13 protein-coding genes are annotated in these 14,862 nt (G+C 66.1%); all 13 read left to right on the top strand.

Annotated elements, in window-relative coordinates:
- Positions 1-116: 116 nt before the first annotated feature.
- Complete coding sequence (locus tag RIC54_RS08145) at positions 117-1,034, top strand: Rossmann-fold NAD(P)-binding domain-containing protein (protein ID WP_350086593.1); 918 nt, start codon at positions 117-119, stop codon at positions 1,032-1,034.
- A 54-nt stretch (positions 1,035-1,088) separates the two neighbouring features.
- Positions 1,089-2,150 (top strand): D-TA family PLP-dependent enzyme, encoded by a 1,062-nt coding sequence (locus RIC54_RS08150; RefSeq protein WP_350086596.1) that lies wholly within the window; start codon positions 1,089-1,091, stop codon positions 2,148-2,150.
- 196 nt (positions 2,151-2,346) lie between these two features.
- Entirely contained in the window at positions 2,347-3,684 is a 1,338-nt protein-coding gene (locus tag RIC54_RS08155) for an ABC transporter substrate-binding protein (protein WP_350086599.1), read from the top strand.
- Between the two features lie 90 nt (positions 3,685-3,774).
- A complete protein-coding gene (locus tag RIC54_RS08160; protein ID WP_350150925.1) occupies positions 3,775-4,716 on the top strand; it encodes a carbohydrate ABC transporter permease in 942 nt (313 codons plus the stop codon).
- Positions 4,716-5,630 (top strand): carbohydrate ABC transporter permease, encoded by a 915-nt coding sequence (locus RIC54_RS08165; RefSeq protein WP_350150927.1) that lies wholly within the window; start codon positions 4,716-4,718, stop codon positions 5,628-5,630. Before RIC54_RS08160 ends, RIC54_RS08165 begins: the two co-directional genes overlap by 1 nt.
- Positions 5,631-5,682: 52 nt before the next feature.
- A complete protein-coding gene (locus tag RIC54_RS08170) occupies positions 5,683-6,783 on the top strand; it encodes an ABC transporter ATP-binding protein (RefSeq protein WP_350086609.1) in 1,101 nt (366 codons plus the stop codon).
- A gap of 80 nt (positions 6,784-6,863) precedes the next feature.
- On the top strand, positions 6,864-7,457 hold the full coding sequence (locus tag RIC54_RS08175; RefSeq protein WP_350086612.1) for a hypothetical protein: 594 nt from the start codon (positions 6,864-6,866) through the stop codon (positions 7,455-7,457).
- A gap of 191 nt (positions 7,458-7,648) precedes the next feature.
- The gene (locus RIC54_RS08180; protein WP_350086615.1) at positions 7,649-8,602 is read left to right on the top strand and encodes a metalloregulator ArsR/SmtB family transcription factor; all 954 of its coding nucleotides are present in this window, start codon (positions 7,649-7,651) and stop codon (positions 8,600-8,602) included.
- Between the two features lie 10 nt (positions 8,603-8,612).
- Positions 8,613-9,479 carry a methylenetetrahydrofolate reductase [NAD(P)H] gene (gene metF, locus RIC54_RS08185; RefSeq protein WP_350086618.1) on the top strand — a complete coding sequence of 289 codons (867 nt, stop codon included), beginning with the start codon at positions 8,613-8,615 and terminating at the stop codon, positions 9,477-9,479.
- Positions 9,476-10,429: a homocysteine S-methyltransferase family protein gene (locus RIC54_RS08190; protein WP_350086621.1), complete on the top strand. Its 954-nt coding sequence runs from the start codon at positions 9,476-9,478 to the stop codon at positions 10,427-10,429. The genes metF and RIC54_RS08190 overlap by 4 nt, the downstream gene beginning before the upstream one ends.
- Complete coding sequence (locus tag RIC54_RS27055) at positions 10,426-11,490, top strand: homocysteine S-methyltransferase family protein (RefSeq protein WP_502989653.1); 1,065 nt, start codon at positions 10,426-10,428, stop codon at positions 11,488-11,490. Before RIC54_RS08190 ends, RIC54_RS27055 begins: the two co-directional genes overlap by 4 nt.
- Before the next feature lie 6 nt (positions 11,491-11,496).
- Complete coding sequence (gene metH / locus RIC54_RS08195; protein WP_502990172.1) at positions 11,497-14,169, top strand: methionine synthase; 2,673 nt, start codon at positions 11,497-11,499, stop codon at positions 14,167-14,169.
- Positions 14,170-14,310: 141 nt separating this feature from the next.
- Entirely contained in the window at positions 14,311-14,796 is a 486-nt protein-coding gene (locus tag RIC54_RS08200; protein ID WP_350086624.1) for a PAS domain-containing protein, read from the top strand.
- The last annotated feature ends 66 nt before the right edge of the window (positions 14,797-14,862 follow it).

Here is a 14,862-nt window from a genome sequence, read left to right on the forward strand (position 1 = left end):
GCGGATATCGCTTGCGATCTATCCGGCCCCTCGACATCTCTCGGGGCGCCCGTCACGACTAACGTGTCCCGGGCCGTTACCGTGTTTCTAGACCCCGAGGCTGGAGGACCGCAACCATGCCCGCTTTGCCGGAACCGACCATCCCTGCCGGTCATGTGTTCTTCTTCGGCCTCGGCTACACTGCGCTGCGGCTGGCCCGGCGGCTGAAATCCGCGGGTTGGCGGGTGTCCGGGACCGTGCGCGATGCCGGAAAGGCGGTCGATCTCGCGGCTGCCGAAGGGATGGACGTTCACGTCTTCGACGGTGCCGGCCCGATCGCCAGAGAGCCGTTCGGCGGGGTCACCCACGTGGTCGATTCGATCCCGCCGACCGAGGCCGGAGCGCCGCCGCTGGTGCATCATCGGGCCGATCTGAGCATCTGTCCGACGTTGCGGTGGGTCGGCTACCTGTCCACTCCGGCGGTGTACGGCGACCGTCAGGGCGGCTGGGCGCGGGAGGACGACGCACCGACCCCCGGCTCGGTCCGGGGTGAGCGGCGGGCGGCGGCGGAGCGGGCGTGGATCGCCACGTTCGACGGCACGAATGTGGCGGTGCAGGTGTTCCGGATCGCCGGGATCTACGGCCCGGGCCCCGGCCGCAACCCGGTCGAGGCACTGCGGGCCGGCACCGCGCGGATCATCGACAAGCCGGGTCAGGTGTTCAACCGGATCCACGTGGACGACATCGGCAGCGTGCTGCTGTCGGGAATGGCCCATGCGCGCCACGGGGGAACCTACAACGTCGCCGATGACGAGGCGTGCGCGTCAGCGGACCCGATCCGGTTCGCGGCGGGCCTGCTCGGTGTCGCCCCACCCGAGCCGATCGCGTTCGACTCGGCCGATCTGTCGCCGATGGCCCGCAGCTTCTACGCCGAGTGCAAGCGGCTCGACACGACGCGGATCAAGGAGGAGTTGGGCGTGGTCCTGACTTTCCCGACCTATCGCGAGGGGCTTGCGGACGTGATGGCACGGCGCGATCGTTCCTCGGACACATAAGGCCGACAGACCAGGGTGCGACCCGGCCGGTCGGCCGGCATCCCTGGAGGACCCATGAACGCGCTCGCCGACATTGATACGCCCGCCGTCCTGGTCGACCTCGACGTCGCCGAGGCGAACATCGATCGGTTCCAGGACTACTGCAATCTGCACGGTTTCCGGAACCGGCCGCACATCAAGACCCACAAGCTTCCGGTGCTGGCGCGGCGGCAGATCAAGGCGGGGGCGGTCGGCATCACCTGCCAGAAGATCTCCGAGGCCGAGGCGATGATCGCCGAGGGCGGGGTCGACGATGTGCTGCTGACCTACAACGTGGTCGGCATGGCCAAGCTGCAGCGTCTGCGCGCGCTCGCCGGCCGGGTGACGCTGTCGGTTGTGGCCGACAGCGCGGCTGTGGTTGCCGGACTGGGCGCGGCGTTCGCCGATGCGTCGGAGCCATTGACCGTGCTGGTCGAGTGCGACACCGGGGCCCATCGCTGCGGGGTGGCAACGCCAGCCGCCGCCCGGGATCTAGCCGGCGTCATCGACCGGACTGCGGGTGCGCGCTTCGGCGGGCTGATGACGTACCCGCCGGTTGGCGGGACGGGTGCGGTGCAAGAGTTCATGAGCGAGGCGATTGAACTCTGCGAGGCGGCTGGCCTCGCCGTCGAGCGGATCACCAGCGGCGGCGCGCCGGACATGTGGCGGGCGCACGAGGCGCCGCTGGTCACCGAGTACCGCACCGGAACCTACGTCTACAACGACCGCTCGCTGGTCGAGCGCGGGGTCTGCACCTGGGACGACTGCGCCCTGACCGTGCTGGCCACCGTGGTCTCGGTGCCGGACGGCGGGCGCGCGATCATCGACGCCGGCACCAAGGTCCTGACGTCCGACCTGCTGGGGCTGGACGGGCACGGTCATGTCCTCGGGCGGCCCGACATCCGGATCGACCAGTTGTCGGAGGAGCACGGCCGGTTGGTCTGCGACGGATCGATCGCGCTTTCGGTCGGGGATCGGGTGCGGATCGTGCCGAACCACTGCTGCGTGGTGTCGAACATGATGGACGCCGTGGTTGGGGTTCGAGGCTCTCGGATCGAAGGCGATCTGACCATCGCGGCGCGCGGGCTGGTCTGGTGATCGAATGCAGTGCACCGACCCAACAAAATAGTGGGCTAGGTTAATTTCGCCGTAGACCCCTCGGGCGCAAGTATCTAACATATCAGCGGCCATAACGTGAAAAGCCCACCGATTTCAGCCTCATAGGGGGTGTTTTCGGCCAAGGGCATGGTCCAGCGCCGTACACAGCGGCGTCGCTCAGAGGAGGAAACACCGCATGACGAAACGTACGTACAGCCGTCGCCAGGTGCTTGCGACGACGGCCGCGACCACCGCCGCGCTGGCCATGCCATATGTTCGCGGCGCCCATGCCGCGGGCAAGGTTTCCGTCGGTTTCTGGGATCACTGGGTCCCCGGCTCGAACGGAACGATGACCGCCCTGTGCCAGGAATGGGGCGAGAAGAACAAGGTCGAAGTCCAGATCGACTACATCACTTCGCAGGGCCAGAAGAACCTGCTGACTGCCGCTGCCGAGATGCAGGCCCGCTCCGGCCATGACATCCTTGCGCTGCCGACCTGGCAGCCGAACGACAAGGCCAAGGCGCTTGAGCCCGTCGACGACATCATGGGCGAACTGATCAAGCAGAACGGTGACGTCAACGACACGGTCAAGTATCTCGGCCGCAAGGACGGCCACTGGATTGCCGTACCGGCAACGACCGGCAGCCAGTTCAAGGGGCCGTGCTCGCGTATCGACCTTCTGAAGAAGTTCGCCGGAATCGATGTCCAGGCGATGTACCCGGCCGGCGCCGAGCCGAAGTCGGAGTCCTGGGACATGGACATGTTCATTACCGCTGCCGAGAAGTGCCACGCTGGCGGGCATCCGTTCGGCATCGGGCTTGGTGTCACGTCGGATTCCGTGGACTCGGTCGGTGCGTTCTTCAGTTCGTTCGGCGCGGTGCTGGTCGACGAGAAGGGCGATGTGCACGTCAAGACCGACGAAGTCCGCAAGTGCATGGAGTTCATGAAGCGGCTCGGCAAGGTTCTGCCGCCGGAGTCGGCCGCCTGGGACGATGCCTCGAACAACAAGTACCTGGTGTCCGGCCAAGGCTCGATGATCTTCAATCCGCCGAGTGCCTGGGCGGTTGCCAAGCGCGACGTCCCCGAGATCGCCGCGCAGTGCTGGACCCACGGCATGCCGAAAGGTCCTGCCGGGCGGTTCGGGCCGTTCCTGCCGTACTTCTGGGGCATCTGGGAGTTCGGAACCAACAAGGCGGCGGCGAAGAGCCTGCTGGTGCACCTGTCGCAGCCGGATGCGGTCGGCAAGCTGGTGGCGGCAAGCGGCGGTTACGACCTGCCGTCCTTCGCCAACCTGACGAAGTTCGACACCTGGGCCAATGAAGCGCCGCCGAAGGGCACGCTGTTCCACTACCCGGATCCGTACCTGCAGCAGACCAAGTCGATTGCGGGGGCTCCGGCGCCGGCGAACATCGCGTTCCAGATCTACAACCAGGCGCTCCAGACCAAGATGGTGGTCCGGTACAACCAGGGCGAAGCCCTGGAGTCGGTGCTGACCTGGGCCGAGGACGAGATCGAGGGCTACAGCCGGACCTGATGTGCCGCTGCTGTTCGGAAATCGGGGTGGCGCCGTCCTTGGCGGCGGCGCCACCCAAACGAGCCGGGACCCTGAGCGAGGAATCCTAGGATGGTCGATACCGTGACAAAGTCCGGCGCCGCCGATGCGTCGTCGGTCAATCCGCACCACCGATCCAGCCTGAAGAAGCTCATGCAGCGGAAGTCGACGATCGCCTTCCTGCTGACATTGCCATTGATCCTGATCGTCGCGTCGCTGGTGATCTACCCGGCGTTCTATGCCATCCACCTGGCGACGCTGAGCAAATCGATGGAGCGGTTCGTCGGCTTCGGGAACTTCACGTTCCTGTTCAAGCGCGAGGTCTTCTGGATGGTGGTGATGCAGTCCTGCATCTTCGCCATCAGTGCCGTGTTCTTCAAAGCCCTCATAGGGTTCTTCGTCGCGCACTTCGTCCACGCCATCCCGACCAAGGGCCAGCGCAAGTGGCGCGGCATGCTGCTGGTGCCGTGGGTGATCCCGCCGGCGATGTCGACTCTCGCCTGGTTCTGGCTGTTCGACCCTTCCTACAGCGCCGTCAACTGGCTGCTGGTTGGGATCGGGATCGATCCGATCCCGTTCCTGGGCAACCCCTATTGGGCCCGTTTCAGCGTGATCCTGGTCCACGTCTGGTTCGGGGCGCCGTTCTTCATGATCATGTATCTGGCGGCGCTGAAATCGGTCCCGGACCAGCTCTACGAGGCGGCCGCGATCGACGGCGCCAACTGGTGGCAGCGGCTCTGGTACATCACCCTGCCGATGATGCGGAACATCATCTCGATCACGGTGATGTTCTCGCTGATCGTCACCTTCGCCAATTTCGACATCGTGCGGGTGCTGACGGCCGGTGGCCCGATCGACTCCACGCACGTTTTCGCGACCTACTCCTTCCTCCTGGGCATCCAGGGCGGCGACATTCCACTGGGTGCGGCGGTGTCGCTGTTCATGGTGCCGATCCTCGGCGTCGCGGCGGTGATCATCCTGCGCGACATCACCAAGCGCGGAGGCGAGGCATAATGGCGACCGCGACGACAATCGATAAGAGCGGGCCGAGCCGGCCCATCCATCACGGCAGCATGAGCCGTGACCGGCGGCGTGCCCTGCTGTGGTCGTACTTCTTCCTGGTGGTGTTCGTGATCTTCTTCCTGACGCCGCCGGTCTACATGCTGATCACGTCGCTCAAGTCGAGCACTGAGATCGCCGGTGCCCGCAACCCGTGGTGGGTGTTCGAACCAACCCTGATGAACTACGAGGCGTTGCTGACCTCGACCGAGTTCCTGACCTTCATCCTGAACTCGGCAATGGTGTCGATCATCGTGGTGAGCGTGACGATGGTCGTCAGCGTGCTGGCCGCGTTCGCGCTGTCGCGCATGCGGTTCTGGGGGTCGGCCACGCTGGCGACCGGGATCTTCCTCTGCTACCTGATCCCGGAGACCCTGCTGTTCATCCCGCTGTTCAAGATGTTCGCGGTGGTCAATGAGTTCACCGGCATCCAACTGCTGAACAAGTGGTACGTGCTGGTCCTGGTCTACCCGACCCTGACCGTGCCGTTCTGCACCTGGATCATGATCGGCTACTTCGCCAGCATTCCGAAGGAACTGGACGAAGCGGCCCTGATCGACGGTGCCACCTACATGCAGACCCTAACCAAGATCTTCATCCCGGTGGCGCTGCCCGGCATCATCGCGGCGACGATCTTCGCGTTCACGGTGTCCAGGGCGCAGTTCCTGTATCCGCTGGCGTTCACGACCTCATCGGACCAGCTCGTGCTGCCGGTCGGGATCGTGACCTCGCTGATCAAGGGCGACGTGTACAACTGGGGGCAGATCATGACCGGCGCGCTGATCGCCGCCGCGCCGCCGCTCGTCATCTACGCCTTCCTGATGGACTACTACATTGCCGGCCTGACTGCCGGTGCCACCAAGGGCTGACCGTGTCCTCGGTCCGCCGTCCACATCCCGTTCGACTTTCCGGAGACCGGCCATGGCTCAGGTAACGCTGCGCAAGCTCGTCAAGAACTACGACGAGACCCCCGCGGTGCGTGGGATCGACCTCGACATCGTCGACAAGGAGTTTGTCGTTCTGGTCGGACCTTCCGGGTGCGGCAAGAGCACCACGCTGCGCATGATCGCCGGCCTGGAAGACATCACCGACGGTGAGATATCGATCGGCGGGCACGTCGTCAACGACGTGCCGCCAAAGGACCGGGACATCGCCATGGTGTTCCAGAACTACGCGCTCTACCCGCACATGACGGTGTTCGAGAACATGTCGTTCGGGCTGCGGCTCAAGAAGGTGCCGAAGGACGAGATCCGCAAGCAGGTTGAGCACGCGGCACGTATCCTGGACATCTCCGAGCTCCTTGACCGCAAGCCGAAGCAGCTGTCCGGCGGCCAGCGGCAGCGCGTCGCGATGGGCCGTGCGATCGTGCGCGACCCCAAGGTCTTCCTGTTCGACGAGCCGCTGTCCAATCTGGACGCCAAGCTGCGTGTGCAGATGCGCACCGAGATCAAGAAGGTGCATCAGAAGGTGCGCACGACCACTGTCTATGTCACCCACGACCAGGTCGAGGCGATGACGCTGGCCGACCGGGTCGTGGTGATGAACGCCGGCCGCATCGAGCAGGTCGGCACGCCGAACGATCTGTACCACCATCCCCGGACCGTTTTCGTTGCCGGCTTCATCGGCTCGCCCGCCATGAACTTCATACCGTGCGGACTGGAGCAGGCGGCCGGCGCGTTGCGGGTGGTGCTGCCGGACGGTCTGGCATTCCCGGTCCCGGCGGACCGCGCCGATCGCTATGCCAAGCATGTCGGCAAGGGCAACCTGGTGTTCGGCCTGCGCCCCGAGCACATCACCGAGACCCACCGCAACATCGAGCCGAACCAGGAACGCTTTCAGATGACGCTGGAGGTGACCGAGCCGATGGGCATGGAGACCTTGATCTACTTCCAGGTCGGCGGAGTGGAGGTTTGCGGCCGGGTCAACCCGGCGGCCGGCGCCGAGCCCAGCCAGCCGATCGACCTGCTGGCCGACCTGAACCACATGCACCTGATCGACGCGCAGAGCGGGCTGGTCCTGTAACGCCCGGGTTCGATCAGCGGTTGTATGCCCTGCCGCCCCCCGCTAAAATTTGACGATTGGAAGTCGGGGGAGTGGGGAACGTGAGACGACTGAGCGCACTGGCGTGCGCCTGCCTGACGGTGGCGGGCTGCGCCGGGCGGGATCCGATTCCGGTGTCCGCCTACATGCCGAACGACGCTGGCCTCAAGTGCTCGGAGATTGATGCCGAGATCGTCAGCAATAACGCCGGGCTGAAAGCCCGGGTCAATGAGTCGGTCGATACGCGGGACAAGAACATTCTCATCGGGGCGGCGGCTGTCCTTCTGTTCTTGCCGGCGGCGTTCGCGATGGACCTGAAGGGTGCGGCTTCCACCGAAGCAACGGCCCTGGAAGCGCGCAACCGGACCCTGACGATGCTCGGTGCCAAGCAGCGGTGCCGCACGACCCGCGCCATGACGGTGGCCGAGGCGGAGGCCGAACGCGTGACATCCATCCAATCCGCCGAGGCAAGCCAGCCGGCCGACGTCCCGGGGGTGCGCACTCCGACCGACCAGCGCCTGCATCCGGCGCCGTCGGCGACGCAGATGTCGGCGGCTCCGGCGGGAGTCGATCGTGCGCAACTCCAGACCTTGATGGACCGCTTCCTGCGCGGCGAGATCACAAAGGCTGAATACGACCAACTGCGCGCCGGATAGTCACCGGCCGAGTGCATTCTTGTCGAAACCGACGCCGCCCATGACCGCATGGGCGGCGTTTCGCGTTTCGCATTTCGTTCTCCATCCGACGTCGTTCAGGCGATAGAAAGCGTCGACTTCCACGTCGATCGCCCCTTGCATTGATAAAGACATAAAGATATCTTTATATCGTGATTGCACGAGGAGCCATCATGGAAGCCTTGCTCTCGGGATTGCGCGCGGTGGCCGAACCGACACGGTTGCGGATCCTGGCGCTGTGCGCCCACGCCGAGCTGTCGGTGTCGGAACTGGTGACCATCCTGGGGCAAAGCCAGCCGCGGGTGTCGCGCCATCTCAAGCTGATGGTCGAGGCCGGGGTGCTGGAGCGCAACCGCGAGGGAGCCCGCGCCTTTTATCGTCCGGCCGAACGCGGCGCGCTGGCTGAGATGGTGCAGGCGCTGGTGCCGCTGGTTCCGGCCGAGGACCGGGCCACGGTCGACGATCTTGACCGCCTCGACCGCATTCGCGAGGAGCGGGCGGAGCGAGCCAGCCAGTATTTTGAAGCCAACGCGGCCCGCTGGGAGGAATTGCGCGGCCTGTACGTCGACGACGAAGTGGTCGATGCGCGGCTGCTCGCGGCGCTGCAGGAGGAGCCGGGTGGCGACCTGCTCGACATCGGCACCGGAACCGGCCGGGTTCTGGAAATGGCGGCCGATCATGTCCGCAGCGCGGTCGGGGTCGACAACGCCCGGCAGATGCTGGAGATCGCGCGCGCCAATCTTGACAAGGCCGGCATGCGCCATTGCCAGGTCCGGCTGGCCGACATGTACCGGCTGCCGTTCCCGGCGGAACGGTTCGATGCGGTGACCATCAACATGGTCCTGCACTACGCCGAGGCGCCGGGCACCGTGCTGGCGGAGGCCGCCCGCGTGCTGAAGCCCGGCGGCCGGCTGATCGTCGTCGATTTCGCGCCGCATGAACTGGTCGAGCTGCGCGACGAGCACGAACACCGTTGGCTGGGCTTTGAGGAGGCCGAGATGGCTCGGATCTCCGCCCACGCCGGCCTGATTCTGGAACCAACCGTTTCGGTCGAGGGCGAACCCCTGACCGTGTGTCTGTGGCAGGCGCGCCGGGCCCCGGCGGCCCGCATCGCGGCCGCGTCGTAAGGAGAGGAAGATGACCAAAGTACCCTCGATCAGCTTCGAGTTCTTCCCGCCCAAGGACGAGGCCGGCGAGATTAAGCTGTGGGAGACCCTGGGCCGCCTGGCACCGTACGGACCGCGCTTCGTGTCGGTGACCTATGGCGCCGGCGGCAGCACGCGGGAGCGGACCAGCCGGATCGTCACCCGCATCAAGCGGGAAACCGGCCTGGAACCGGCCGCGCATCTGACGTGCGTCGGCGCGACCTGTGACGAGGTCGACGAGGTGGCGCGCGGCTGGTGGAATGCCGGCATCCGGCATGTGGTGGCGCTGCGCGGCGACGCGCCGGCCGGCTCCGGCGGCTACAAGCCGCATGAAGGCGGCTACGCCAACGGGGCCGAGCTGACGGCCGGGCTGCGCCGGATCGGCGACTTCGAGATCTCGGTCGGCGCCTATCCGGAATCGCACCCGGACTCGGCCTCGGCCGAAGCCGACCTGGACAACCTGAAGCGCAAGCTGGACGCCGGAGCCAACCGGGCGATCACCCAGTACTTCTTCGAGGCCGATACCTTCCTGCGGTTCCGCGATCGCTGCGCCGCTGCCGGGATCACCACGCCCATCGTTCCCGGCATCCTGCCGGTTACCAATTTCCAGAAGGTCGTGGAATTCTCCAAGGCATGCGGTGCGGCCGTGCCGGCCTGGATGGCCGATCTGTTCGCCGGCCTTGACGATGATCCGGAGACCCGCCAGCTGGTCGCTGCGTCGACCGCGTCCGAGCTGTGCATGGCGCTTATGGCCGAGGGCGTGGAGGATTTCCACTTCTACACCCTGAATCGCCCGCAACTGGCCGCCGCGATCTGCCGGCGCCTGGGCGTGCGGCCCGAGCTGGAAGCCGCCGCGTGACGCGAGCCGACCTCATCGCGGCTGCACGTGGTGCGCCGCTGTTGGTTTCCGGTGGCTTGGCCGAGCCGCTGGCAGGGCATGGCGCGGCCTGTCTTGAGGTGCTGAACCTCGAGCAGCCGCGCGACGTCCGGGCGGCGCACGCCGACTATCTCGCCGCCGGTGCCCGGGTGATCCGCACCAACACCGCGGGCGCGTCGCCCGAGCGCCTGGACCGCTACAGGATGCACGACGAGGCGTTCATCGTCTCCTACATGGCGGCCGAGCACGCGGTGCAGAGCGCGCGGATTTCGACCGAAGAGACCGGCGTTACCCGTTGGGTGTTGGGCGTCGCTCGAATCGAATCGCGGGTTCGCCAGCTTGGCTTCCTGCCGCTCGAGCGGGTGGAAGCCGCGGCCCGGACCATGGCGTCCGGCCTCGCCGGCGGTGGTGTCGACGCGATCGTGGTGGAGACCAACCAGGACGGGGCCCGGCTCACGGCCGCCTTCGACGGCGTGCGGCGGGGCATGTCGGACGCCGGCCGGTCGGTGCCGGTCCTGCTGACGCTGCGCTATGACGCCTTGTTCGCCACGCCGCACCGTGATCGTGTCACCGAGGAGTTGGCACGGGCCGCCGCCGCGGCCGCCGGGCTCGGAGTCGCGGCGCTGGGGGTGGCAAACACCGATCTGGCGGATGGCTGGACGGCGACCCTGCGGGCGGTTGCACGGGCGTTTCCGGGACCGCTGATGGTCGAGGCCGCCCCGACATCGCGCGATCTGGCTGCGATCCTGAACGATCCGATCCTGTGGTGTCGTCTGGCGCTGGTCGGCGGCGGGGCTTCGCCGCAGGACACCAAGTTGCTGAACGAGCGCCTCGGCGTGCTCAAGGGCGGGGACGAGGTTGGCGACCTCCGTACCACCGCCGCCAACGATCCCGCTGCCGCGCCTGCCCGCCGGCCGAAAGGAAAGCTATGACCCGATCCGACCGTTTGGATGCCCTGGATAAACTCGCCAAGCAGCGGGTGGTGGTGCTCGACGGCGCCATGGGCACGATGATTCAAAACCTGAAGCTCAGCGAGGCCGAGTTCCGCGGCGAGCGCTTCAAGGACCACGGGACCGAGTTGCAGGGCGACAACGATATCCTCAACCTGTCGAAGCCGGAGGCGATCGAGGAGATCCACCACGCCTATCTCGATGCCGGCGCCGACATCATCCAGACCAACACCTTCAACGCGACCTCGATCAGCCAGGCCGACTACGCCCTGCAGGATCTGGCGCGCGAGATCAACCGGGCGGGTGCCGAGATCGCGCGGCGGGCCGCCGATGCCCACACTGCCAGGACCGGCGAGCCGGCCTTCGTTGGAGGCGGGCTGGGTCCGACCAACCGGACCGCCTCGATCTCGCCGGACGTGAACAATCCGGGCGCCCGCAACGTCCGGTTCGACGAACTGCGCGAGGCTTATCACGAGGCGACGCTGGGCCTGATCGAGGGCGGAGCCGACCTGATCATGGTCGAGACCATCTTCGATACGCTGAACGCCAAGGCTGCCCTGGTGGCGGTGCGCGAAGCGTTCGACGAGGCCAAGGTCGAGCTGCCGATCATCATCAGCGGCACCATTACCGACCGGTCCGGGCGCACGCTGTCGGGCCAGACACCGGAAGCGTTCTGGAACTCGGTGCGGCACGCCCGGCCGTTCGCGGTCGGCTTCAACTGCGCACTCGGGGCCAAGGAACTGCGGGCGCATGTCGCGGAACTGTCGCGGGTCGCCGACGTGAAGGTTTCAGCCTATCCGAACGCCGGCCTGCCGAACGAGTTCGGCGGCTACGACGAGACCCCGGACCAGACCGCCGGCCATCTCGGACGGTGGGCGGCTGACGGGCTGATCAATCTGGTCGGCGGCTGTTGCGGCACTACGCCCGACCACATCCGCGCCATCGCCGAAGCCGTGAAGGGCAGCGGGCCCAGGGTGGTACCGTCGGTACCGCGCCGCCTGCGCCTGTCCGGCCTCGAGCCCTTTGAAATCCAAGCTGCCTGAGGCGACATGAAGCGACAGGGTATATTCGTCAACATCGGCGAGCGGACCAACGTCACCGGCTCCGCCCGCTTCCGCAAGCTGATCGCCGCCAACGACTATGAGGCGGCGCTTCAGGTCGCGCGCCAGCAGGTCGAGAACGGTGCTGCCATCCTCGACGTCAACATGGACGAGGGGCTGCTCGATTCCGAAGCGGCGATGCAGACCTACCTCAACCTGATCGCGTCCGAACCGGACATCTCGCGCGTGCCGATCATGGTCGACAGCTCGAAGTGGACGGTGATCGAGGCCGGGCTGAAATGCCTGCAGGGCAAGGGGATCGTGAACTCGATCAGCCTGAAGGAGGGCGAGGAGCCGTTCCTTGAACAGGCCCGCAAGGTGCTACGCTACGGAGCGGCCGTCGTGGTCATGGCGTTCGACGAGCAGGGCCAAGCCGAGACCGCCGAGCGCAAGGCCGACATCTGCGAGCGGGCCTACAGGCTGCTGGTGGACACCGTCGGGTTTCCGCCCGAGGACATCATCTTCGACCCGAACATCTTCGCGGTCGCCACCGGCATCGAGGAACACAACGACTACGCCCGCGCGTTCTTCGAGGGCACCCGGCTGATCCAGCAGCGCTGCCCGCACGCCCACGTGTCCGGCGGCGTGTCGAACGTGTCGTTCTCGTTCCGCGGCAACAACCTGGTCCGCGAGGCGATGCACGCCTGCTTCCTGTACCACGCCATCGAGGCCGGGCTGGACAAGGCGATCGTCAACGCCGGCGCGTTGCCGGTGTACCAGGACATACCCGAAGAGCTGCGCGAGCGGATCGAGGACGTGCTGCTGAACCGGCGGGCCGACGCCACCGACCGGATGCTGGAGATCGCCGAGCGCTACCGCGGCGACGGCGCCAAGGCCAAGGTGGTCGACGACTCCTGGCGCGAGTTGCCGGTGACGAAACGTCTCGAGCATGCCCTGGTCCATGGCATTACCGACCACGTCGAGGTCGACGTCGAGGAAGCGCGTCTGGCCGCCGACCGGCCGCTGGCGGTGATCGAAGGTCCGTTGATGGACGGCATGAACGTGGTCGGCGACCTGTTCGGCGCCGGCAAGATGTTCCTGCCGCAGGTGGTGAAGTCGGCGCGCGTGATGAAGAAGGCGGTGGCCTATCTTCTGCCTTACATCGAGGCCGAGAAGGGCGATGGTCCGCCGGAGGCCAAGGGCAAGATCGTCATGGCGACGGTCAAGGGCGATGTCCACGATATCGGCAAGAACATCGTCGGCGTGGTCCTGCAGTGCAACAACTACGACGTCGTCGACCTCGGCGTGATGGTGCCGTGCGCCAAGATCATCGAGACGGCGATTGCCGAGAAGGCCGACATCATCGGCCTCAGCGGCCTGATCACGCCGAGCCTGGACGAGATGGTCTACGTCGCCTCCGAAATGCAGCGCGAAGGTCTCGACCTGCCGCTGCTGATCGGTGGGGCGACCACCTCGAAGATGCACACAGCGGTGAAGATCGACCCGGCCTATTCGGCCGGCCCGGTGGTGTACGTCACCGACGCCTCGCGCGCGGTCGGCGTCGTGCAGAACCTGCTGTCGGGCAATGCCAAGGCGCATTTCGCCAGCGAAGTCCGGGCCGACTACCGGCAGATGGCCGAAGGCCGTCGCCGCGGCCGCACCGACCGGCAGCGCATCACCATCGGCGAGGCCCGGGCCAACAAGGCCGACATCGACTGGGGGCGCTACGATCCGCCGCGGCCGGTGAAGCCCGGCATCACGGTGTTCGAGGATTACCCCCTGGACAAACTGGTCGAACGGATCGACTGGCAGCCGTTCTTCACGACCTGGGAATTGCGCGGCCGGTTCCCGGACATCCTGGACGATCCGAAGTACGGCGAGGCGGCGCGGCCGCTGTGGAATGACGCCCAGGCCATGCTGAAGCGCATCGTCGAGGGGAATTGGGCGCGACCGCGCGCCGTGATCGGGTTCTGGCCGGCGGCGGCCGAGAGCGACGACCTGCGGCTGTTCACCGGCGAGGACCGCAAGGAGACCCTGTCGATCATCCACACCTTGCGCCAGCAGATGCCGCGCGAGGGCGACAAGGCCAATCTCGCGCTGGCCGATTACATCGCGCCGGCCGGCAGCGGCCGGGCCGACTGGCTGGGCGGGTTCGTGGTTACCGCCGGACCGGAGCTGGAAGCCAAGGCCCGCGAGTTCGACGCTGACAACGACACCTACTCGTCGATCCTGATCAAGGCGCTGGCCGACCGGCTGGCCGAGGCGTTCGCCGAGCACATGCACGAGCGGGTCCGCAAGGAGTTCTGGGGCTATGCGCCGGATGAGGCGCTGAGCAACGACGCCCTGATCAACGAAGGATATCAGGGCATCCGGCCGGCGCCGGGCTATCCGGCCTGTCCGGACCACACCGAGAAGCGCACCCTGTTCGAGTTGCTCGACGCCGAGGCCAAGGCGGGCGTGAAGCTGACGGAATCCTGCGCGATGTGGCCGGCATCGTCGGTGTCGGGGTTCTACTTCGCGCATCCGGATGCGCGGTATTTCGGACTTGGCCGGATCGAGCGCGACCAAGTCGAGGACTATGCCCGGCGCAAGGGCGAGACGGTGGCCTGGGTTGAGAAATGGATGGCGCCGTCGCTGGCCTATGATCCGGAAGAGGAACGGGCACGACGCGACGCGGCATGACCCGACGCTGGCAGCGGCGCTGGACCGCAGCGTGATCGAGATGGCGGAGCCACTGACGACTTCTGGTCCCCGCTCACTGGCTGTTTGAGCAGATCGTTGTTATGCTGAAATCGATCCCAGATTCGATCGAGCATCGGCGTGATGGACGATTTCTCGAGAAACTCTGCCTGGCGGGAACTGGATGTAAGCCTTTCATTCGAAGACAAAAACCTTGAGTCGCTTCTGAGTTTCTGGAACTCGATCTACCGGTTCCACAGCCTGCCGCGCCGAGCCGACTTTACGCCGACCGACATCCAGCAGAATCTGGGCTGGGTGGTGCTGATCGACGTCGAGCTGGCTCCGCTCAGGTTCCGCTTCCGGCTGGTCGGGTCCGGCGTTACCGGGGCCCTGTCGCGGGATGCGACCCACCGCTACATGGATGAGCTCTACGACCCCGATATCTATGACGAAGTGGTTTCGCCATACGTCTACGTCGTCAAGCACCGTCGACCGGTGCGCTCGGTCGGACGAATGGTGCACGCCAACAAGGGCCACATTCGGTACGAGGCGGTCTATCTGCCATATTCGGACGATGGAGAGCGCGTTGATATGATCATGGAGGGCGTTCGTTACGAAGGCATCTCCTGATCGCTGAGGCACGTTCTGGCGAGGCTTGTCAGGTTTCGACGCACGTGTACGGGTGGCCGGCCGGCC

The sequence above is a fragment of the Thalassobaculum sp. genome (assembly GCF_040219215.1).
GTDB lineage: Bacteria > Pseudomonadota > Alphaproteobacteria > Thalassobaculales > Thalassobaculaceae > Thalassobaculum_A.